General features: G+C 71.3%; 18 protein-coding genes. 6 read left to right on the top strand and 12 right to left on the bottom strand.

What is annotated here, in order from left to right:
* Positions 1-2: 2 nt before the first annotated feature.
* Complete coding sequence (locus AB1285_RS00565) at positions 3-422, top strand: RbsD/FucU family protein (protein ID WP_292793385.1); 420 nt, start codon at positions 3-5, stop codon at positions 420-422.
* 96 nt (positions 423-518) lie between these two features.
* On the opposite strand, the gene AB1285_RS00570 is transcribed toward AB1285_RS00565, so the two are convergent.
* Complete coding sequence (locus AB1285_RS00570; protein WP_370429153.1) at positions 519-1520, bottom strand: LacI family DNA-binding transcriptional regulator; 1002 nt, start codon at positions 1518-1520, stop codon at positions 519-521.
* Between the two features lie 188 nt (positions 1521-1708).
* Here AB1285_RS00570 and AB1285_RS00575 point away from each other — a divergent pair, with 188 nt between their 5' ends.
* The 4 genes from AB1285_RS00575 (at position 1709) to AB1285_RS00590 (ending at position 6429) form a co-directional block, all read left to right on the top strand.
* Complete coding sequence (locus AB1285_RS00575) at positions 1709-2578, top strand: sugar phosphate isomerase/epimerase family protein (RefSeq protein WP_292793379.1); 870 nt, start codon at positions 1709-1711, stop codon at positions 2576-2578.
* A gap of 178 nt (positions 2579-2756) precedes the next feature.
* Positions 2757-4259: a sugar ABC transporter ATP-binding protein gene (locus tag AB1285_RS00580; RefSeq protein ID WP_025105377.1), complete on the top strand. Its 1503-nt coding sequence runs from the start codon at positions 2757-2759 to the stop codon at positions 4257-4259.
* Positions 4259-5293 carry an ABC transporter permease gene (locus AB1285_RS00585; protein ID WP_025105378.1) on the top strand — a complete coding sequence of 345 codons (1035 nt, stop codon included), beginning with the start codon at positions 4259-4261 and terminating at the stop codon, positions 5291-5293. Before AB1285_RS00580 ends, AB1285_RS00585 begins: the two co-directional genes overlap by 1 nt.
* Before the next feature lie 134 nt (positions 5294-5427).
* Positions 5428-6429 (top strand): ABC transporter substrate-binding protein, encoded by a 1002-nt coding sequence (locus AB1285_RS00590; protein ID WP_071329175.1) that lies wholly within the window; start codon positions 5428-5430, stop codon positions 6427-6429.
* A gap of 737 nt (positions 6430-7166) precedes the next feature.
* Here the strand turns inward: AB1285_RS00590 and AB1285_RS00595 are convergent.
* From AB1285_RS00595 to AB1285_RS00625, 7 genes are all read right to left on the bottom strand, one after another.
* Positions 7167-7463, bottom strand: coding sequence for a putative quinol monooxygenase (locus tag AB1285_RS00595; protein WP_126894150.1), 297 nt, complete (start codon positions 7461-7463; stop codon positions 7167-7169).
* 23 nt (positions 7464-7486) lie between these two features.
* On the bottom strand, positions 7487-8455 hold the full coding sequence (locus AB1285_RS00600; RefSeq protein ID WP_259953279.1) for a phosphotriesterase family protein: 969 nt from the start codon (positions 8453-8455) through the stop codon (positions 7487-7489).
* Entirely contained in the window at positions 8455-9405 is a 951-nt protein-coding gene (locus AB1285_RS00605) for a shikimate dehydrogenase family protein (RefSeq protein WP_429977411.1), read from the bottom strand. The genes AB1285_RS00600 and AB1285_RS00605 overlap by 1 nt, the downstream gene beginning before the upstream one ends.
* Positions 9402-10379, bottom strand: coding sequence for a phosphoglycerate dehydrogenase (locus AB1285_RS00610; RefSeq protein ID WP_259953289.1), 978 nt, complete (start codon positions 10377-10379; stop codon positions 9402-9404). Before AB1285_RS00610 ends, AB1285_RS00605 begins: the two co-directional genes overlap by 4 nt.
* Positions 10379-11869 (bottom strand): xylulokinase, encoded by a 1491-nt coding sequence (gene xylB / locus AB1285_RS00615; RefSeq protein WP_370429009.1) that lies wholly within the window; start codon positions 11867-11869, stop codon positions 10379-10381. The genes AB1285_RS00610 and xylB overlap by 1 nt, the downstream gene beginning before the upstream one ends.
* A 9-nt stretch (positions 11870-11878) precedes the next feature.
* Complete coding sequence (locus AB1285_RS00620; protein WP_370429010.1) at positions 11879-12454, bottom strand: glucose-6-phosphate isomerase family protein; 576 nt, start codon at positions 12452-12454, stop codon at positions 11879-11881.
* A 122-nt stretch (positions 12455-12576) separates the two neighbouring features.
* On the bottom strand, positions 12577-13551 hold the full coding sequence (locus AB1285_RS00625; RefSeq protein ID WP_370429011.1) for an acetylxylan esterase: 975 nt from the start codon (positions 13549-13551) through the stop codon (positions 12577-12579).
* Between the two features lie 80 nt (positions 13552-13631).
* Here AB1285_RS00625 and AB1285_RS00630 point away from each other — a divergent pair, with 80 nt between their 5' ends.
* On the top strand, positions 13632-14441 hold the full coding sequence (locus AB1285_RS00630) for a DeoR/GlpR family DNA-binding transcription regulator (RefSeq protein ID WP_370429012.1): 810 nt from the start codon (positions 13632-13634) through the stop codon (positions 14439-14441).
* A gap of 11 nt (positions 14442-14452) precedes the next feature.
* Here the strand turns inward: AB1285_RS00630 and AB1285_RS00635 are convergent, their stop codons facing one another.
* The 4 genes from AB1285_RS00635 to AB1285_RS00650 all read right to left on the bottom strand — a co-directional run bounded on the left by AB1285_RS00635 (position 14453) and on the right by AB1285_RS00650 (position 20850).
* On the bottom strand, positions 14453-15340 hold the full coding sequence (locus tag AB1285_RS00635) for a LacI family DNA-binding transcriptional regulator (protein WP_268777049.1): 888 nt from the start codon (positions 15338-15340) through the stop codon (positions 14453-14455).
* Between the two features lie 68 nt (positions 15341-15408).
* A complete protein-coding gene (locus AB1285_RS00640; RefSeq protein ID WP_370429013.1) occupies positions 15409-17670 on the bottom strand; it encodes an FAD-dependent oxidoreductase in 2262 nt (753 codons plus the stop codon).
* A 37-nt stretch (positions 17671-17707) separates the two neighbouring features.
* Positions 17708-19513, bottom strand: coding sequence for a BNR-4 repeat-containing protein (locus tag AB1285_RS00645; protein WP_370429014.1), 1806 nt, complete (start codon positions 19511-19513; stop codon positions 17708-17710).
* A gap of 11 nt (positions 19514-19524) precedes the next feature.
* The gene (locus AB1285_RS00650; RefSeq protein ID WP_370429015.1) at positions 19525-20850 is read right to left on the bottom strand and encodes an extracellular solute-binding protein; all 1326 of its coding nucleotides are present in this window, start codon (positions 20848-20850) and stop codon (positions 19525-19527) included.
* Positions 20851-20862 lie beyond the last annotated feature (12 nt).

Consider the following 20862-nt stretch of genomic DNA (forward strand, 5'->3'; position numbering starts at 1 on the left):
CCGTGCTCGAAGGAATCCACCCGCTGCTGACCGGGGAGCTGCTGCTGCATCTCGACCGGATGGGGCACTCCGACGCGGTGGTCGTCGCCGACGCGCACTTCCCGGCGTGGGGACTGGGCGCACGGGTGGTCGAACTTCCCGGGACCACGACGCCGGAGGTCGTGGCCGCGATCCGCAGCGTGCTGCCACTCGACGACGCGCCCGGCATCGACCTGATGACCTCGGCCGACGGCGAGGTGCTGGATGTGCAACGCGAGCTCATGGCCGCGGCGGGTACGGAGCTCGACACCACGCGCTTCGTCGAGCGCTTCGCGTACTACGAGGTCGCGAAGGAGGCGTACCTCATGGTGCGCACGGGGGAGACGCGCAAGTACGGCAACGCACTGCTCCGGAAGGGCGTGGTCGGCCACCCCTCGGCCTGACTCCGTTCACAACTCAGGAGCTGCGTCGGTGAAAGCGGCTGGACGGGCCGTTTCGACGCGGAGCCGCGCTCTTCTCCTGAGTTGTGAACGCCGGGTTCACCGCCCGACGGTGGACTCCCGCACGATGAGCTCGGCCGGGAACGGCGTCGGCGCCGGCGGGGGAGCGGTCGGATCGGCGAGGAGTTGCAGCAGCGCGGCCCCGGCGGCGCGGCCGATCTCGTAGCCGGGCTGCCGCACGCTCGTCAGCGGCACCACGCCCTGGTGTGCGGCGGCCACGTCGTCGAAGCCGACGAGGGCGATCTCCTCCGGCACCCGGATGCCGTGGCGGAGCAGCTGCGTCAGCACACCGAGGGCCACCCCGTCGTTCGCGGCGAAGACCGCGTCCGGGCGCTCGTCCGCCGGGAGCTCGACGAGGCCTGCCCCGGCGCGGAGGCCGTCCTCGGTCGCCAGATGCTCGACGTCGAGGACGGAGACGCGGACGTCCGTGCCCGCCACCGCATCGCGCAGGCCGGCGAGGCGGTCGTTCGATTGGCTGACCGTCGGGGCTCCGAGGAACAGGATGCGGCGTCGGCCGAGGGACAGCAGGTGCTCACCGGCCAGCCGTCCTCCGCCGCGGTCGTCGAAGGTGACCGCGGCGACGGAGGGCGAATCCCGGATGGGGCCGACGACCACCGAGCGGATCCCGCGGGTCGCGAGTTGCTCCAGCCGCGGCACGACATCGCCGCGCGGATAGATGATGATGCCCTGCACCCGGTGGGCCTCGAACATGTCGATGTTCTGCTCCTCGCGGGCGACGTCGCGGGCGCTGTCGCTGAAGAAGAGCGACCAGCCGCCCTCCCGCGCCACGTCGTCGACGCCGCGGGAGAGGTCGTTGAAGTACGGCAGCCAGGCGTCGAGGAGGATGAGGGCGAGGGCCTTGCTCGATCCCGCGCGGAGCTGGCGGGCCGACTCGTTCGGCACGAAGCCGAGCTCGGCGATCGCGGCGCGCACCCGCTCGCGGCTGGCGGCGCCGAGGACGTGCGGGTGATTGAGGTAGTTCGACACGGTCGATGCCGAGACCCCCGCGAGAGCCGCGACGTCCTTCACGCTCGCGGACATGGGTCTCCTTCGACGGTGGGGCCGTCGGTGTGCGGCCCGATGAGGCCCAGGCTAGCGGAGGACTTGTAACGTGCCAAGAAAGTTCTTGACACCCCGGTCGACGGCGACGTAGCGTGACTCGCACACCGGACTTGTAACGTGCCAAGTCCGCGCGGCGACGGTGCCGGACACCCGCCGGAGGAGCGCTCATGAACATCGGCTGCCACGGACTCGTCTGGACGGGGACCTTCGACGCGGACGGCATCCGGCTCGCGGTCGAGAAGACGAAGCAGGCGGGCTTCGACCTCATCGAGTTCCCGCTGATGGATCCGTTCTCGTTCGACGTCGCCGCCGCGAAGGCCGCCCTCGCGGAGCACGGACTCGCGGTCAGCGCCTCGCTCGGGCTCTCCGACGAGACCGACATCACCAGCGGTGACCCCGCCGTGGTGGCCGCGGGCGAGGCGCTCCTGCTCCGCGCGGTCGACGTGCTCGCCGAGCTCGGGGGCACGCACTTCTGCGGCGTGATCTACAGCGCCATGAAGAAGTACATGGATCCGGTCACGCCCGAGGGTCTCGCCTCGAGCCGTCGGACGATCGCCCGAGTGGCCGACCACGCCGCCGAGCGGGGAGTCTCCGTCTCGCTCGAGGTCGTCAACCGCTACGAGACCAACGTGCTGAACACCGCGCGGCAGGCGCTGGCGTACCTCGCTGAGGTCGACCGTCCGAACCTCGGCATCCACCTGGACACGTACCACATGAACATCGAGGAGTCGGATATGTTCGCGCCGGTGCTCGATGCGGCCCCGGCCCTGCGGTACGTGCATATCGGCGAGAGCCACCGCGGCTATCTCGGCACCGGGACGGTCGACTTCGACACGTTCTTCAAGGCGCTCGGACGCATCGGCTACGACGGCCCCATCGTGTTCGAGTCGTTCTCCTCGGCCGTGGTCGCGCCTGACCTCAGCCGCATGCTCGGAATCTGGCGCAACCTCTGGACGGACAACGACGAACTCGGGGCGCACGCGAACGACTACATCCGCGACAAGCTCGTGGCGGTCGACTCCATCCGCCTCCACTGAGGCCCGCGGGTGCTTCGAGATCAAGATGTTATTACAGGTCTTCCCCCGCCGCCGATCGTTAGATACATTTAGATACAACTTGCACTGACCCGGGTGCAGGACGCAGAATTGATCCGATGTTTACGGCGGAACGGTCCGCCGAAATCGCGACAGAACCTTCAAGGAAGCAGGTGAGCGCATGAGTGGACCCATCCTGAGGGTCGAGGGGATCAGCAAGGGATTCCCCGGTGTCCAGGCGCTGAAGGACGTGCATCTCGAGGTGCGCGCCGGCGAGGTGCTCGTCCTCGTGGGTGAGAACGGTGCCGGCAAGTCCACCCTGATGAAGATCCTCTCCGGGATCTACACCAAGGACGAGGGCACGATCACGTTCGAGGGGCAGGAGGTCGAGCTCACCAGCCCGCTGCAGGCGCAGGAGCTGGGGATCACGATCATCCACCAGGAGCTCAACCTGATGCCCGACCTCACGGTCGCGCAGAACATCTACGTCGGCCGCGAGCCCACGACGGGCCCGTTCCTGTCGGAGCGGAAGCTCAACCGGCAGACGGCCGAGCTGCTGCAGCGCCTGGACATCCACCTCGACCCCCGCCAGCGCGTGGGAGAGCTGACGGTGGCCGAGCAGCAGATGGTCGAGATCGCCAAGGCGCTGTCCTTCAACGCCAAGGTCCTCATCATGGACGAGCCGACGTCGGCCCTCACCGACAGCGAGGTCGAGACCCTCTTCGTCCTCATCGAGCAGCTCAAGGCGCGCGGCACCGGCATCGTCTACATCTCGCACCGCATGGACGAGCTGCGCCGCCTCGCCGACCGCGTGACCGTGCTCCGCGACGGCACATACATCGGATCACTCGACAAGTCCGAGATCACGATTCCGACGATCATCGAGATGATGGTCGGCCGCGTGATCGACGAGGGCACGCGTCCGCAGGCGCGGGAGCATCTCAACGACCCCATCGTGCTCGACGTGCAGGGGCTCTCCACGCGGAAGCTCCTCAAGGACGTGTCGTTCCAGCTGCACAAGGGCGAGATCCTCGGATTCGCCGGCCTCATGGGCGCCGGCCGCACCGAGACCGCCCGGGCCGTGATCGGCGCCGACCACCGCGACGGCGGCACGATCACGATCGGCGGGCGCACCGTCCGCATCGCACAGCCCGCGGACGCGGTCAAGCACGGCGTCGGCTACCTCTCCGAGGATCGCAAGCTGCTCGGCCTCATGCTCGAGCAGGACGTCACCTTCAACACCGTGCTCGCGTCGCTCGGCTCCTACGCCAACGGCATCGGCTGGATGGGCGACAGCAAGGCGAAGAACCGCACCAAGGAATACGTCCAGCAGCTGCGGGTCAAGACCCCCTCGGTCAACCAGGTCGTCAAGCTCCTCTCCGGAGGGAACCAGCAGAAGGTCGTCATCGCCCGGTGGCTGATGCGCGACTGCGACATCCTCATCTTCGACGAGCCGACGCGAGGCATCGACGTCGGTGCGAAGGAGGAGATCTACCGCCTCATGCAGCAGCTCGCCGACGCGGGCAAGTCCATCATCGTCATCTCGTCGGAGCTCCCCGAGATCCTCCGGGTCGCGAACCGCATCGCCGTGTTCGCGAACGGCCGCATCACCGGGACGCTCCGCAACGAGGAAGCCAGCCAGGAGAAGATCATGCAACTCGCAGCCCACGGGGAGGAAGACTGATGAGCACCCCACAGCAGTCCGGATCGTCGACGACGACGATCATCCAGACGGCCGTCAACGAGGACACCGACAAGCGCGACGTCGCCGGGTTCCTCAAGCGGCAGTTCCAGCAGTCGCTCGCGTTCGGCACCCTGATCGTCCTGGTCATCTTCTTCTCGATCGCCAGCCCGAACTTCTTCACCTTCAGCAACATCGCCACGGTGCTGCTGTCCACCGCGGTCATCGGCATCCTCGCCCTCGGCACGACGTTCGTCATCATCACCGGCGGCATCGATCTGTCGATCGGTACCGGCATGGCGCTCTGCGCCGTGATGACGGGTGTGCTCATCACCAACCTGGGCCTGCCCGTGTGGGTGGGCGTGCTCGGCGGCATCGCGACCGGTGTGCTCATGGGTCTGGTGAACGGCGTCAACATCACCTTCCTGCGGCTGCCGCCGTTCATCGCGACGCTGGCCATGATGATGATCGCCGGCGGCCTCGCCCTCGTCATCTCGAACGTCGCGCCGATCTACTTCTCGACCTCGGCTCCCGACTTCAAGAAGATCGCGCTCGGCGTGCTCATCCCCGGCATCCCGAACGCGGTGCTCATCACCGCGGCCCTCGCGATCGTCGCCTGGCTCGTGCTGTCGAAGACGCTCCTCGGGCGGTACACGTTCGCGATCGGATCGAACGAGGAGGCCACGCGCCTCTCCGGCGTCAACACGCGCCGCTGGACGATCCTCATCTACATGTTCGCGGGCGCCTTCACCGGCATCGCCGGCATCGTTATCGCCGCCCGCCTCGACTCGGCCCAGCCGCAGATCGGCACGGGCTACGAGCTGCAGGCCATCGCGGCCGTGATCATCGGCGGCACCTCGCTGCTCGGCGGCCGCGGCTCGATCCTCGGCACCGTGATCGGTGCGCTCATCATGAGCGTCCTGGTCAACGGCCTCCGGATCATGTCGATCCAGCCGGAGTGGCAGAACATCGTCGTCGGCGTCGTCGTCCTGCTGGCCGTCTTCCTCGACTCGCTGCGCAACCGCCAGCGGACCTGAGACACGGCGGCGGCGAAACCCGTGCCCGCCGCCGTCCCCGGCTCCGGCCGGACCCCGCGGAACCCTCCGCACAGGCACCACGAATGTCCACCCGCCGGTCCTGGCCGGCACCCACACAGAACAACGGAGTTTCCATGAAATTCGGCAAGAAGACCGCATTCGCGGCACTCGTGGCCGCATCCGCGCTCGTGTTCGCCGGCTGTGCCGGCGGCGGCGACGTGATCGAAGAGGGCTCGGGCGGCGACACCGGCAGCAGCGACGGCGAGATGTACATCGCCATGGTCTCGAAGGGCTTCCAGCACCAGTTCTGGCAGGCCGTCAAGAAGGGTGCGGAGGAGAAGGCCCAGGAGCTGGGTGTCAAGATCACCTTCGAGGGCCCGGCCGCCGAGACCGAGATCGCGCAGCAGCTCGAGATGCTGACCGCCGCGATCGACAAGAACCCGGACGCCATCGCCTACGCCGCCCTCGACCCCGAGGCGTGCGTCGCCCCGCTCGAGCAGGCGAAGTCGAAGGACATCCCCGTCGTCTACTTCGACGCCCCGTGCAACGGCGACGTCGGACTCAGCCTCTCCGCGACGGACAGCAAGGTCGCCGGCGCGCTGGCGGCCGAGCACATGGCCGAGCTGATCGGCGGCGAGGGCGAGGTCGCCATCGTCGGTCACTCGCAGATCAACTCGACGGGTGTCGAGCGTCGCGACGGCTTCGTCGAGAAGATCGAGGCGGACTACCCCGACATCGAGATCGTCGACATCCAGTACGGTGACGGCGACCACCTGAAGTCGGCCGACATCGCCAAGACGCTCATCGCGGCGCACCCCGACCTCAAGGGCATCTACGGCACCAACGAGGGCTCGGCCATCGGCGTCGTGAACGCCGTGAACGAGCTCGGCCTGGAGAAGGGCAAGATCACCATCGTCGGCTTCGACTCCGGTGCAGCCCAGATCAACGCCATCAAGGACGGCACCATGGCCGGCGCCATCACGCAGGACCCGATCGGCATCGGCGCCCAGGTCGTGCAGGCGGCCTACGACGCGGCCAACGGCGACGACGTCGAGGAGTTCTACGACACCGGTTCCTACTGGTACGACAAGAACAACATCGACGACGACAAGATCGCCGCGGTCCTCTACGAGTGACCCGCACGACGGAGCCCCTCGCCTTCGGGCGGGGGGCTTCGTCGTGTTCAGTGGTGTTCCGGGTCCGTGGGTCCGTGATCCGTGGTCCGTGGGTCCGTGGGTCCGTGGGCGATCGGCGGTCCGATTGCACGACCCCGGGGCGGATGCACGATCGGACCCCCGGTTTCCTCGTGCACCCGTCTCGGGGTCGTGCAGATGAACAGGGTCCGGGGTCGGGTCGGGTCGGCCTGGGGTCTGGGTCTGGGATGGGTCTGGGGTCTGGGGTCTGGGGTCTGGGTCTTGGGTCTGGGGACTGAATCTGGGTCTGGGCCTGGGATGGGACCGAGGGTGGGACGGATGCACGACGTGGGGACCGATGTGTGACCGGGTGGGCGGTTCGGTCGTGCCGTCGTGACAGGGGTGTGCAGGTGAAACCGGATGGCCGAGTGGAGCCGTTCGGCCGTGGGACGGTCAGCCGAAGGTGCGGATGCACGACGCGGGGACCGATGTGTGACCGGGTGGGCGGTTGGGTCGTGCCGTCGTGGCAGGGGCGTGCAGGTGAAACCGGAGGGCCGAGCGGAGCCGTGTGGCACGAGGGACGGTCAGCCAGAAGGACGGACGTGGGCACGACGAGGGGCGGATGCACGACGGGGTGACGGGGGCACGACGAGGGGGCCGGAACGGGCGTGCGGGCGTGGCGAGGTCGTGCAGGTGAAACAGGGAGACGGAGAGGGGAGACGGAGAGGGGTCAGACGGGGTCAGAGGGGGCGGAGGAACGTGAGGATCGAGGTGGGCTCGACGATGAGTTCCTGGAGTGCGGCGTTGAAGGGGACGCCGGCGGGTGCGTGGAGATGGGCCTGGAAGGCGTCCTCGTCGCGGTAGACCTCGTAGACGAAGAAGCGGTCGGGGTCGTCGACGAGACGGTGGGCCTCGAAGACGATGTTGCCCTCCTCGGCGCGGACGACCTCGGCGAAGTCCCGCAGCAGTGCCGCGACGCGGTCGGCGGCCCCGGGCTGCGCGGTGAAGACGGCGTGGAGGACGGTGGGTTCGGGCATGACGACTCCTCGGGTTCGGGTGGTCAGGGGCGGAGGGTCAGGAAGCGCGCCGGCGTCGTGACGAGCATCCGGTGCACCGCGTCATCGCCGACGGCTTCGCGGAGTCGCGGGAGGTAGCGGTCGCCGAGGTAGGCGAGACCCGGCATGCCGCCGTAGGCGATGTACCGGGTGCGACGGGCGACGTCGCCCCCGAGCAGGATCCGGTCGCCGGCCCCGCGCTCGACCACGGCGACCGTGAGCGCCAGCAGCTCCGCGTCGGACCGGGTGCGCGGCCTGGCGAAGCCGTCGTAGCCGAGGTGGGCACCGCGCTCGGCGAGCGAGACGTGCAGACCGGGGTCGGGGTCACGGTCGGCGTGGGCCAGGACGACGCGATCCGCTGCCACCCCCTCGGCCTCCAGGAGATCGAGGACCTCGTGGGCCGCGGTGCCGAACTCCAGATGCACCATGACGGGCGCTCCCGTCTCCCGGTGCGCCCGGGCGACGGCGACCAGGGTCGTCCGCTCGAACGGGCTGATGCGCCAGTAGTCGGCGCCGCCCTTCAGCATCCCGGCGCGCACGGGCTCCCCTCCAGGGCCCGCGGCGAGGGGCACGTCTGGCGTCTCGAACACCGCGGCGTCATCCGCCGGCATCCCGCGCGTGAGGTCGGACACGAACAGGGCGGCCAGGCGGTCGGCGCCCCACACCTGCATCGGGTGGTCGGGGCCGTAGTGGGCCTCACGGTGTCGACCGGTCGTCGCGACGACATGCAGCCCGGTCGCGGCGCTGATGCGGGCGACGGCGGCGGGGTCGCGGCCCAGGCCGAACGGCGTGGCGTCGACCATGGCCTCGAAGCCGCTCGCCCGCAGCAGACCGGCCTCCTCGCCGGACGCGTCCTCGTCGTCGAGCTCGTCCCCGACCAGCAGCGGCGACGCCTGGAACAGGTGCTCGTGGTAGTCCACGCGCCCGAGTTGCGACGGGTCGATGTCGCCGAGGACGGTCCGCACGGCGGGCATCAGCGCACCGACTCCGCAGCCTCCGCGAGGCGCTCGACGGTCTCGGGCGTGAGGTCGAGGTCGAACACGTCCGCCACGACCTGCGACCAGCCGTGGATGAAGTACCGCCAGCCGTCGACCACGTGCAGCGCGCGATCGTCCTCCTGTGCCTCGGCCTGGTGCAGGAACTCCAGCGAGCCGCGGTAGTTGAACTCCCACACATACGCGCCCTCGGGGAACACGACGGCGTCGGTCAGCGGGGAGCCGGGGCGGTCCTTGCCGAGCCCGGTGGCGTTCGCGATGACCGATCCCGCGGGCGCAGCGGCGACCAGGGCGTCGGCCTCCTCCGGCGTCTCGGTGACGACGTAGCGGAGGAGTCCCTCGGGGGTGCCGTGCTGGCGGTGCACCTCGCGGAGGTGGTCGAGCTTGTCCTGGGTGCGCGCGGTGACGGTGATGAGCGCGGGGGCGTCGTCCCGCTCGGCGAGGGCCCAGCTCAGGGCGGTGCCGGAACCACCGGCCCCGAGGATGACGACCTCGGCACCGGTGCGCGCGAAGTGATCGGCGGGCAGGAAGTCGCGAAGCGCCAGGTCGACCGTGATCGGGTCCTTCGCGCGGCCGGACAGCGTGGAGCCGCGCTTGGCGATGCTCGAGATCTCGGCGCAGGACACCGCGAACGGATCGAGCTCGTCGAACAGGTCGGACGCCGCCGCGTACACGTTCATCTTGTGCGTGGTGACGAGCGCGCCGCGGTGGTGCGGGTCGTCGCGGATCTGTTCGACCATGGCGCGGTACTGCGCGGGGTCGGCATCCATCGGCAGGTCGTGGCCGACGAGGGTCCGGGTGGGGAGGCCGAGGATGTCGGCCCACAGCGGGAACACCTTCATGATCGACGACGAGGCGGTGGTGACGCCCACGAAGCCCATGTAGTCGGCGGTGGCGGGCGGTGCGGAGGGCGTCGCGGCGGTGGTCATCGGTTCTCCTGGGGGGCGGACGCGGGGACGGGGACGGGGTGGGCGGGGTCGGCGCCACGGAGGACCGCGATCACGTCGTCGAGGGACAGCGCCCCCATGTTGTCGACGGCCTGGGTGGTCTGGGCACCGAGGTGCGGGGTGACGATGACGCGGTCGGCGAGCGCCGGGTCGAGCAGGGGGCTGTCGTGCGCGGCCGTGTCGCCGTCGAGGGTGTCCGCCGCGTACCCGGCGAGGATGCCGTCGCGGAGGGCGTCGGCCACGGCCTGCTCGTCCACGAGGTCGCCGCGGGCGGTGTTGACGAGCACGGTGCCCGGTCGCATCCCGGCGAGGCGGTCGGCGTCGACGAGCTGTTGCCCGCCGGGGGCGTGCAGGGTGATCACATCGGCGGTGCGGAACAGGTCGTCGAGGGTGACGGGTTCGGCGCCGCGGTCCCGCACGAGGTCGGCGGGCAGGAACGGGTCGGAGGCGAGCAGTCGCGGACCGAATCCGCCCAGCCGCCGCGCGACCCCCTGGCCGATCCGCCCGAAGCCGACGATGCCGACCGTCGCGGCGCCGAGCTCCCGGCCGCGGCGCACGGTCCAGTCGCCGGTCCGCACGCGGCGGTCGCCGTCCGGGATGGTGCGCAGGGCGGCGAGCATGAGGCCGACCGCGTGGTCGGCGACCGCGTCGGCGTTCGCGCCGGGGGTGTTCGTGACCGGGATGCCGCGCTCGCGCGCCGCCGCGAGGTCCACCGCCTCGGTGCCGACCCCGTAGCGCGCCACGACCTTGAGCTTCGGGCCGGCGGCGAGGTGCGCGTCGGTGACCGGTCCGGTGCCGGCGATCCAGGCGTCGGCGCCGTGCAGCAGCACCCGCAGCTCGTCGAGGTCGTGATGCGCGGGTCCGCGGAGGATACGGTGTCCGGCCTGCGCGGCGCGCCCGACCAGGTCGAGGTCGCCGTCCGAGAAGGAGCGGCTCGTGACGAGGATGACGCCCATCAGTGCGGCCTTCCGGCGAACCACGGCGCGAGGGCCGTGTAGGCGTCGGTGAAACGCGCGTGGCGCTCGGCGTAGACCGCATGCCGGGAGGGGTCGGGCGTGAACTCGGCGGTGACCTCGCTGAGCGCTCGGGCGGCGGAGAAGTCGGTGAGGCCGAGACCGACGGCTCCCGTGACCGCGGCACCGAGGCTGTTCGCCTCCTCCACGATGGTGCGGCGACGAACCGGCACTCCCCAGACGTCGGCGAGGACGGCGAGGTAGACGTCGCTCTGCGCCCCGCCGCCGACCGCGTCGATGCGGTCGATCGTCGCGCCAGCTCCCCGGAACGCCTGGATGCAGGTGAGGAGGTTGAACGCCGTCCCCTCCAGCACGGCGCGCACGAGGTGGGCGCGCCCGTGGTGGCGGGCGAGACCGACGAACGCGCCGCGCGCGTCGGGATCCCACAGCGGGGAGCGCTCGCCGAGCAGGTAGGGAAGGAAGTAGAGATCGTCGGTGTCGACATCGCTCGCGGCCTCGGCGACGAGGCGCCCCGTCTCCGGGTGCGCGGGGTCGACGGAGAGGGCTTCGGCGATCCACTGCACGGAGGCGCCGCCGGCCTGCATGGTCGCGGTCGGCACGAACGAGCCCGGGACGACGTTGTCGAAGGTGAAGGTCCGCATCGCGGCGTCGTGCAGCGGGGCGTCCGCCGCGAAGGAGATCCACGACGAGGTGCCGAGGCAGACATAGGCGCCGTCCTCGGGCGCCACGATTCCGGAGCCGACCGCGGCGAGCGGTCCGTCGCCGCCGCCCATGACGACCCGGACGCCGGTGTGCAGCCCGAGCGCTTCGGCCGCGGCGGCCGTGAGCGGGCCCGCGATCTGCGTCGACTCCAGGATCTCGGGGAACAGGGCGGGATCGAGCCGCGCGGCGGCGAGGACCTCGGGGGACCACGTGCCGGCGACCTGGTCGTACGCGTTCGTGCCGGAGGCGTCCGAACGGTCGGTGGCCAACCGCCCGGTCAGCCGCAGCACGATGAAGTCCTTGGCCACGCACACCCGGCGCACGCGCTCCCACACCTCGGGTTCGTTGTCCCGGACCCACATGACCTTCTCGATCGAATAGGTGGGGTTGAGGCGATGACCGAGGATGCCGTACGCGCGCTCGGCGCCGACCGCCGCCTCGAGCTCGCGCTGCTGGGCGCCGGCGCGGGTGTCGGCCCAGATGATCGCCGGCCGCGCGGGCTCTCCGTCGGCATCGAGGAGCACGGCGCCCATCATCTGCCCGCTGACCACGAGCCCGGCGACGTCGGCGGCGGCGGTACCGGTGCGCGCGAGCAGATCGCGGGTCGCCGTGACGACCGCGTGCCACCAGTCCGCCGGGTTCTGCTCAGCGACCCCGCCGGCCGCGAAGTGGGCCGGGTACGACACGGTGACCGCGGCGATCAGGCGACCGTCGTCGTGGTGCAGGGACGCCTTGTTCCCGGTCGTGCCGAGGTCGTGGGCGATGATCATGGCCGGAGCCTATTCCGCGTAGGGACGCAGGTCGACGCCGGACTCCGCGCGGAACGCCCGCGAGCCCATGCCGTGCTCCAGCACCCAGCCGTAGTCGTGGCCGGCGCCCCCGGGGTACACGGCGAGGAAGGAGTAGGGCTCGTCCCCGGTGTTCACGGAGCGGTGCGCCCAGCCCGGCGGGATGTAGCCGATGGTGCCCGGGAGCATGTCGAGCCATTCAGTGCGCTCGCCGTCGAACATGAGCAGTCCGCCGCGGCCGTGCAGCGCGAGGTAGATCTCGCCCTGGTGGTCGGGGTGCTGGTGACCCTTGGTCATCCAGAGCTCGCCGCCCGTGTCGCCGGGCATGATCGTGGTGATCGACTGCGGCAGCTCGCGCTCGATCTCGGGCACAGGGGAGCTGACGACCGTGTAGACGATCGGGTCCTCGCCCGCGGCGGCGGCCGCCCAGGCGTCGCGGTCGCGGAACAGGCCCTCGAGGTCGGACATCCGCCGGGTCAGCGTGGGGCCTTCGGGGGAGAGGGTGAGCTTCTCAGCGTCGAAGGCGATCGCCCTCGGGGAGATCGGCGGGGTCTGGTACTCGGGCATCCATGCTCCTCGAAACGGGTGCTGCGTCGTCGCGCAACCTGTAATGACAAGCTCACTGTACCTGTTATGACAGGTTGCGTCCAGTGCTCTCCCGCGCGCGAGGAGCCGCGCATGCGGCGGTCTCAGCGGGCAAGCGCGCGCTCGAGATGTGCGCGCCCGTCGCGGATCGCGGCCGCCGTCACGTCGTCCCACCCGGGATACTCCGCATGGCCGGCCGGAAGCACCGCCAGCTCGAGATCATGGGCCCCCGCGGCGACCGCGAACTGCCCCTGCGGCGGCACGTACTGGTCCCAGAGAGCCGCCTCCACCCGGACCGGTACCTCCGCGAAGCCGATGCTCGTCGAGGAGTCGAACCAGCGCAGCACCTCGCGGGCCTCGGGATGCCGCAGGACGTGCTGACGCACGGTCTCCCCGCTCCCCAGGCACGGCACCGCCAGCCGTTCGTCGTACTGGCCGAAGCTCGGCACGATGAGGGTGGCCCCCACGAACCGGTCGTCCCACGGCAGGGCGAGCGCGCCGATGCCGCCGCCGAAGCTCTCCCCGACGTAGTAGAGAGGAAGCGCGCCGACGACCGAGACGAGGACGTCCGCCGCCAGCCACAGGTCGCGCGCGCAGAGGCCGAGCACGTAGCGCTCCGGATCGTCGATGCCCGCGAGCACGTGCTCGGGGGTGGGCTCGGGCGCTCCGATCCCCGCGTTCAGCACGCCGAGCCCGCGGGCCACGGGATAGATCGCCGCGACGTCGTCCGGCACCCGGGCGAGATCGACCGCGTCGCGACCCCCGTAGCCGTGGCCGTGCACGACGCCCGCGCGGGGAGGGCCGTCGAGGGGCTCGACCACCCAGGCCCGCAGTCGCACGCCGTCGACGCCGGCATGCTCGACGACGGACACCCGACGGCCCTGCTCCTCGGAGGTGGAGAGGACCACGGGGGCCGCGTCCACCGCGGCGGCCTCGCGCCGCCAGCGCCGCCAGCGGTCGGCGAAACCGGGCGGCGCGGGCACGGGGCGGACGGCGCGGAGGTCGGCTTCGGTGCGGCCGTAGCTGCCGTCGAACGCGGCATCGGGGAACCAGGTGGCGTAAGGCTCGGGGAAGGTCATGCGGGCTGAGGGATCCTGTTCCGGGAGTGGGGCGGGCGGGGGTGCGTGGCAGACTGGAGGCTCCATCGGAAGGAGACCGCGTGCTGGTCACGGAACGACGCGAGCGCATCCTCGCCCTGACCCGCGATCGCGGCACTGCGTCCATCGGCGAGCTCGCGGCCACGCTGCAGGTGAGCGAGATGACGGTGCGGCGCGACGTCGATCAGCTGGCCGAGGAGGGCGCGGTCGAGCGCATCCGTGGCGGCGTGCGGGCGCGGGGCCTCCAGCGTCTGGTTCCGGCTCCGGCGGCCTCGGCGGAACGGCGGGCGATCGTCGCGGCGGCCGCGGGCCTCGTCGAGCCGGGCATGGCGGTCGGCATCTCCGGCGGACCCACGGCGCTGGCGCTCGCGCGGGAGCTCGTGCGCATCCCGGAGCTCACGGTCGTCACGAACGCTCTGCCGGTCTCCGACCTGTTCTCGCCGCCGGACCGCGCCGACGCCCCGTACACGCAGACGGTCGTGCTCACCGGGGGCGTGCGCACGCCCTCCCAGGCGCTCGTCGGGCCGGTCGCCGTCCGCGCCCTCGAGCACCTGCACTGCGACCTCGTGTTCCTCGACGCCCACGGCCTCGACGAGCAGGCCGGGATCACGACCATGAACCTGCTGGAGGCCGAGACCAACCGGGCGCTCATGGCTGCGGGGCGGGAGGTCGTCGTCCTCGCGGAGCACAGCCGCTGGGGCGTGGTCGGACTCACGACCGTCGCCGACCTCAGCGACATCGACCGCCTCATCACCGACGACGGCCTCGACGACTCCGCGCGGGAGCTGCTCGCCGCCCACGTCGGTACCCTGCACGTCGCGCCGCGCGACGGCGGCGACGAACGTGCGCTCGCGGCGGCCCTCGCGGACTGAGTCCGCCGCCGTCATCGGGCCGTGCTCGCCCGCGGAATCAGCCGGGCGCCGACCGTCACGTGCCGCACCGGGAGATCGGCTCCCGGGGGTGCGGCGATCTGCCGTTCCAGCTCCGTGAACGCGGCGTCCACGAGGCGCGCGTGGTCGGGGGCGATGGTGCTGAGGGCGGGGACGGCGAAGCGTGCGGCGCGGATGTCGTCGATGCCGACGACGGCGACGTCTCCCGGCACGTTCCGTCCCTGGGCCTGAAGGGCGGCCAGGGCGCCGAGGGCAACGGAGTCGTTCGAGCAGACGATGCCGTCGAGGTCGGGGACCGCGGCGGCCATGGCGCCCGCCACGCGTTCACCCTCCTCGGCCGTGAAGGCGTCGACCTGCGCGGTGAGTGCGGGATCGGCGGGGATTCCGGCGGCGGCCAGCGCCTCCAGGTATCCGGCATGCCGACGGTCGGCGGCGTCCGACGGGCGGGCATCGCGGCGACCGACGAAGGCGATGCGGCGGCAGCCGACCGCGAGCAGGTGCTCCGTGGCGGTGTAGGCGGCGGCCCGGTTGTCGATCGTCACGTGCGTGAACGGGCTCACCTGGATGTGCTCGCCCAGCAGCACGAGCGGCCCGGGGGAGGTGCGGCGCGTGAGGTCGGCGACCGTGAGCGAGCGCGGGATGTGGATGAGCCCGTCGATGGGCGGCAGGCCGACGCCGTTGGCGACGTCGATCTCGCGGCCGTGGTCGCCCTCGGTCTGCACGATGAGCACAGCCAGGCCCCGGTCATCGGCGCCGCGGACGATGCGCGAGCCGAGCTCCGCGAAGTACGGCTCCTCCAGATGCGGCACCGCGAGCGCGATGAGCCCCGTGCGGGTGGCCCGCGCGACGGGGAGCACGCGGCCGCCGGGCGAGGTGGTCACCTGCGGCCTCCTGGAGGGACGACGGTCTCCGCCGGGACGACGGATGCCCTTCACGTTAGCGCCCTCCGTCACGATTGCACTCGGAACGCGATCACGCGTGCCTCCGCGACGCCGTTCGTCCGCTCCACCACGAGGCGGGCGGCCGTGAAGGCGCCGAGGTCCGCCGGCAGCGGATGCACCCGCAGGCGATGGCGGTTGTCGCGCTCCTCGGCCACGGTGCGCCACTCGTCCGAGCCCTCCGGCTGCACCTCGACGCGATAGTCGCGCACGAGCTGGGGCAGCACCTCGTCGGGGCTGCGGTGGTGATGCAGGGTGTTGAGCTCCAGGTCCACGTCGTCGTCGAACACGAGACGGATCTCGGAGGCCGAGACCGGCTGCTCCCAGTCCAGGCGCAGCCACTGCGGGCCCTCCGCCTCCGGGGCGGACGCCCACAGGTGCGGTCCGCCGAACGGACGGTTGTAGCCGGAGACGGCGCGCTCCGGCGCGACGGCCTCGGAGTCCGGGCTCGTGCGGAACGCGGGCACCCGGCCGCGCAGCGGCTTGGTCGGCCACTGCACGAGGAGGCCGTCGCGGTCGACCTGCACGTTGCGGTCGTCGTTGTCGACGCGGTGCACGAGGGTGAGCACCCCTGGCGGCAGCTCGGAGGCGAGCTGCACGTGCACCTGCGGGTTCGCGCGGAGCACGACGATCGCGTTCTGCGGCTCCTCCGGCGCGAAAGGCGTCTCCGCCCGCACCCAGGACGGGCCACCGGCGGGGACGTCGATCACCGTGCGGTGCTCGAGCACCGCGGGCACGATGTTCTGCGGACGGCCCGTGGACCAGACCTCCACCATGACCTGCGTGTCGGCCTCGGCGCTGAGCAGGAGCTCGGTGGTGTCGAGGCGCGGGTGCACGGGGACGACGATGCCGAGGTCGTCCGTCAGGGTGTGCGGGGTCGCCGCGGCCACGGTGCTCTCCGGGGTGCCGATCGTGCGCAGGGTGCTGGACGCGGTGACGGCGGCGGTGCGGGCGAGGTCGGAGGGATCCTCGTTCGCGACGCCGATGAGGGAGGCGTCGGCGCGCAGCAGCGTCTGCCGGAGTTCCGCACGGTGGTTCTCGTACAGCTCCCGGGGCGTGGCGTCGTGGGCGTAGCAGAGGGCGGCGGCGGTGCCCGCGGCCTCGCCCATCGCCGCGCACGTGGCCATCACTCGGGCGGCACCGAAGGCGATGTGCGTGGCCGAGATATCGCGACCCGCCATGAGCAGGTTGTCGACGTTGACGGAGTAGAGCGAGCGGAACGGGATCTCGAAGACGCCGTCCGAGAAGCGCTGCACCGCGCCCGCCCCCGTCGCGTACATGCCCTCGGCGGGATGGAGGTCGATGGACCAGCCGCCGAACGCGATGCCGTCATCGAACGACGTCTGCTCCAGGATGTCCTGCTGGCGCAGCGTGTAGTCGCCGATGAAGCGGCGGTACTCGCGCTTGCCGGGGATGTTGCCGATCCACTCCAGGGTCAGGTTGTCGGCGTCGAACTCGCCGGAGTTCTTGATGTGGTCCCAGATGCCGAGGATCACCGACCGCAGCTCGTCGCGGATGGCCTCGTTGTCGTCGACGATGTCGAGCGTGCCGCCCCACTCGATCCACCAGTAGTGCGCGCCGCTGTCGCCGCTGCGGATGATGCGCGACGAGGGGATCGGGGTGGTCGAGATGTCCTTCGCGCTCTCCGGCGCGACGTACTTCACCGGGTGCCCGAGATCCTTCGTATAGAAGAGGAGCGTCGAGCCGAGGAACTCGCGCACGGGCTGCTCGGGCGCCCAGTCCTCGCCGAACTCGCTGCGGCTCTCCTTGCCCAGTCGGTGCCGGGCGCCGACGAGCCGTCCGACCAGGCCGTCTCCGGTGCAGTCGAGGAAGAGCGGCCCGCGGAAGACGGTGCGGATCTCCGAGCCCATCGTCCAACCGGTGACCGACCGGACCCGACGGGCGTCGTCGGGTCCGGTGGCCTCGGCCTCGAGCACCTCCGTGTTGAGGAACAGCGTGAGGTTGGGCTCGCGGCGCACGATGTCGAGCACCACGTCGTCCCAGTACACGGGGTTGCCCTCGGGGTTGCGGAACTGGTTCTCCCGGTACATTTCGCCGATGATCCCGGTCTCCCGCGCCCACCGCTGGTTGCCGTGGGCGGTCGCTCCGCACACCCAGACCCTCACCTCCGAGGAGGAGTTGCCGCCGAGCACCGGCCGGTTGTTGATCAGCACGGTACGTCGGCCGAGGCGGGCGGCCGCGACGGCGGCGCTCACTCCGGCGAGGCCGCCGCCGACGACGATGATGTCGGCTTCGACGGTCTGGGTGCGCATGGGGATGGGTTCCTTTCGGGAGGGGTGGTGATGCCGCTCAGCGCGCGGCGATCGCTTCGATCTCGTAGACGCGGGCGACGTCGGTGGCGGAGTCGGACGGGTCGGTGATGACGAGGCGCACGGCATCGGCCGTCCGCCCCTGGGCGTCGACCACGACCGTCGTCTGCGTGTTGCCGGTGACGGTGCCGACCGTGACCCAGCCGCTCGCGGTGCGCAGCTGGACGGTGAAGTCGCGCAGCACGGAGGTCTGCGGCGGGCCGACCGTGTATCCGCTGCGGACCCGGACGACGTCCAGCGGCGCGGCCTCGTCCCACTCGACCGTGATGGTCGGCTGGGTGTCGGAGGCCGCCGAGATCCACCGGCTCGCATCCGTGCAGCCGCCGTCGATCGCCTTCTCCGGGCCGGTGTCGGCGCGGAGCTGGGACGAGGCGGTCGCGGTGCCGCCGAGCGCCAGGTTCTCGCCGCCGGCGTCGCCCCGGAGGGAGGCCACGATGGCGGAGAGGCTGGTGGTGCCGGGCTGCCCGTCGCGCGGGATCTCGGCATGCCGCAGCGTCCCTCCGTTGGGGACAGCAGGGGCGCTGAGGTAGACGACGTCGGTGCCGTCCGTGCGGGTCGCCGCGCGGAGGCGCTGCTGGCCCACGACCGGATCGCCCACGGTGTCGGCGGTCCATCCGGACGCTCCGGCGGTCAGCAGCACCGTCTGACTGCGGGTGATGCCGCAGTCCTGCACCGACACCACGGCGTAGACGCGGGTCTCGCCGCCGGCGGTGGTGGTGTCGAGCGCCGCGATGGTCTGCACGCCGCCACCGAGGGCGTCCGTGTCCACGAGGGTCTCGCTCGTCCAGGCGGAGCCGGTCCAGGTCGCCCACCGCACGTCGAAGGCGTTCTCGGTCTCGTCCGCGTACCGGTAGGTCACGCCCACGAGGTCGCCGTCGGCCAGGGCCATCTTCGCGGTCTGCACCGCGGGCACGGCGTCGCCGATGGTCTCGCCGGGCTCGTAGCCGCGCCACACGACGGCGCCGGGGGTGTCCGGGCGGATCGGGGTCGGCAGCGCCTGCCCGGCGACGTCGCGGAAGCCGCCTGCGGCCGGGTCGTACACCGCGTACGAGCCGAGGTGGCGGTAGGGATCGGCCGGCCACGGGCCCCACTCCCACAGCACGTGCACCTTGCCGCTGGCATCGACCTCGAGGTCGTCCGGGTAGAAGGAGTGGTTCACGGCGGCGGCGATCGTCGTCTCGCGGGTCCACGTCCCGGCCACGGGGTCATAGTGGTACAGCACCCCGTCGCGGCGGGCCTGCGGGTCGGCGCCCACCCGCACCATGAGCCAGATGTCGCCGTCGGCGCCCTGCGCGGTGACCGGGTAGGAGATCGCGGCGCCGGCGTCGGGCATCTCGGCGCTCACGTCGACGAGCGAGGTCGCGTCGTAGGGCACGGTGGAGCGGAAGTACTTCCACGGCTCGTGGTGCATGGAGACGAACGCGTGGATGTACCCGTCGCCGTCGATCGCGATGGACGGCTGGTTGTGGCCGTTGTCGTCCGCATACTCCGCGCAGGCCCCGGTCGCCAGGCGCAGGCAGCCCGATGTCCACGTGCCGTCGGCGGCGCGGACGGCCAGGTTCACCTGGTGCTTCGCCGCCACCGAACCGGGCACGTTGTAGGCGAAGTACGTCTCGTCGCCGTCGACGACGAGCGGGTTCCACCAGCCGGACTGGTTGGAGCTGTCGACCGTGACGGGCACGGTCTCGACGTCGGGGGTCGCGGCGGCGGCCGGAGCCGGCGCGGCGAGGACGAGTGCGGTGAGGGCGGCGGCAGCGGTGGCGCCGGCCTTCCAGCGGAGGGTCATGGCGATGCTCCTCAGCCCAGCAGCTTCTGCGCCTGGTCGCCGGCCTGCGCCATCGCGTCCTTCGCGCTCTGCTGTCCCACGAGGACGGCCTGCACGCGGTCCGCGATCACGGTCTCGATCTGGGCGTACTGCGGGTACTGCCAGAACGGGTTGGTGGTCGCGGTCGCCGTGATCTTCTCGGCGAAGCGCGAGCCGAACGCGTCGGACGCCACTTCCTTCGAGGCCTGCGCCTCCTCGGTCACCGGCGGCAGTCCGCGCAGCTCGTAGTCGCCGAGCACCGCCTTCAGGTCGCTCGTGGCCCACTGGCCGAAGTCCGCGGCCGTGCGCGTGCTGTCGCCGGCTCCGCCGCCGACGATGGCGATCGCGCCGCCCCAGACGAGGGCGCGCGGGGTGTCGCCCTTCTTCAGCACGGGGCGGGACTCGGGCACGAGCTTGGAGGCGAGGTCCGGATCCGGGGAGTCCTTCGTGACGGACGCGCGGCCCACGGGGGCGTCGTCGTAGATGGCGGCGCGGCCCTGGGAGAACAGCGAGCGGGCGTCGAAGCGGTCGACGTCGGCGGCGATGAGCCCCTGGTCGTACAGCGACTTGTACCAGGTGACCGCCTCGATGCTCGCGTCGTCGCCGATCGTGACCTTGCCGTCCTTGACGAGGTCGCTGCCGAACGTCTGCATCCAGATGAGAACGTCCTTGAGCTGGGCGGCCTTGGTCGAGGCGGCGTAGGGGATGAGGCCGCCGCCGAGGGCCTTGAGCTTCTTCAGCGCCGCCTCGAAGTCGTCGACGGTGGTCGGGAACGTGGAGATCCCCGCCTTCTTCAGGAGCTCCGAGTTGGTGATGAGCCCGATCGCGCCGATGGTCCACGGGAACGCGTACTGCTTCCCGTCGAGCTGCGTGGCCTCCAAGCTCGACGCGGTGTAGCCGCGGCCCTTCGTGAGTGCCGAGACGTCCTCCAGCTTGCCGAGCGCGGCCAGCGAGGCGAGCCAGGCGACGTCGACGTGCGCGGCGCCGGTGAACTGCCCGCCGCGCACCTGCAGCATGAGCTGCTTGAAGTACTCGTTGTAGGGGAAGGAGACCTCGGTGATGCCGACCTCGTTGGTCTTCTTGTAGCCGTCGAGCAGCGCGCGGGTCGCCGGGGCGGCGGCCTCCTCGGTCAGCGACCAGCTGGAGAAGGAGAAGTCGGTGGCGGTGAAGCCGCCGGTGCCGAGTCCGGCGCCGGGGGAGGAGGACGGACTGCCGTTGCCGCCGCCGCTCGGCATGCAACCGGCGAGGAGGAGGCCGGCGGCGCCGAGCCCGGCGAACTGCAGGAGCTGGCGACGGGAGACGGTGGTGTTCTCGGACATGGGGGTGCTCTC

The sequence above is a fragment of the Microbacterium sp. NRRL B-14842 genome, assembly GCF_050470785.1.

What these genes read in the sequence shown, in the direction of transcription:
- AB1285_RS00595 (WP_126894150.1), bottom strand. Translation starts at nt 7,463, where the DNA reads ATGCCCGAACCCACCGTCCTCCACGCCGTCTTCACCGCGCAGCCCGGG.
- AB1285_RS00640 (WP_370429013.1), bottom strand. Translation starts at nt 17,670, where the DNA reads ATGCGCACCCAGACCGTCGAAGCCGACATCATCGTCGTCGGCGGCGGC.
- AB1285_RS00570 (WP_370429153.1), bottom strand. Translation starts at nt 1,520, where the DNA reads ATGTCCGCGAGCGTGAAGGACGTCGCGGCTCTCGCGGGGGTCTCGGCA.
- AB1285_RS00625 (WP_370429011.1), bottom strand. Translation starts at nt 13,551, where the DNA reads ATGACCTTCCCCGAGCCTTACGCCACCTGGTTCCCCGATGCCGCGTTC.
- AB1285_RS00590 (WP_071329175.1), top strand. Translation starts at nt 5,428, where the DNA reads ATGAAATTCGGCAAGAAGACCGCATTCGCGGCACTCGTGGCCGCATCC.
- AB1285_RS00600 (WP_259953279.1), bottom strand. Translation starts at nt 8,455, where the DNA reads ATGCCCGCCGTGCGGACCGTCCTCGGCGACATCGACCCGTCGCAACTC.
- AB1285_RS00605 (WP_429977411.1), bottom strand. Translation starts at nt 9,405, where the DNA reads ATGACCACCGCCGCGACGCCCTCCGCACCGCCCGCCACCGCCGACTAC.
- AB1285_RS00610 (WP_259953289.1), bottom strand. Translation starts at nt 10,379, where the DNA reads ATGGGCGTCATCCTCGTCACGAGCCGCTCCTTCTCGGACGGCGACCTC.
- AB1285_RS00575 (WP_292793379.1), top strand. Translation starts at nt 1,709, where the DNA reads ATGAACATCGGCTGCCACGGACTCGTCTGGACGGGGACCTTCGACGCG.
- AB1285_RS00585 (WP_025105378.1), top strand. Translation starts at nt 4,259, where the DNA reads ATGAGCACCCCACAGCAGTCCGGATCGTCGACGACGACGATCATCCAG.
- AB1285_RS00650 (WP_370429015.1), bottom strand. Translation starts at nt 20,850, where the DNA reads ATGTCCGAGAACACCACCGTCTCCCGTCGCCAGCTCCTGCAGTTCGCC.
- AB1285_RS00620 (WP_370429010.1), bottom strand. Translation starts at nt 12,454, where the DNA reads ATGCCCGAGTACCAGACCCCGCCGATCTCCCCGAGGGCGATCGCCTTC.
- xylB (WP_370429009.1), bottom strand. Translation starts at nt 11,869, where the DNA reads ATGATCATCGCCCACGACCTCGGCACGACCGGGAACAAGGCGTCCCTG.
- AB1285_RS00645 (WP_370429014.1), bottom strand. Translation starts at nt 19,513, where the DNA reads ATGACCCTCCGCTGGAAGGCCGGCGCCACCGCTGCCGCCGCCCTCACC.
- AB1285_RS00580 (WP_025105377.1), top strand. Translation starts at nt 2,757, where the DNA reads ATGAGTGGACCCATCCTGAGGGTCGAGGGGATCAGCAAGGGATTCCCC.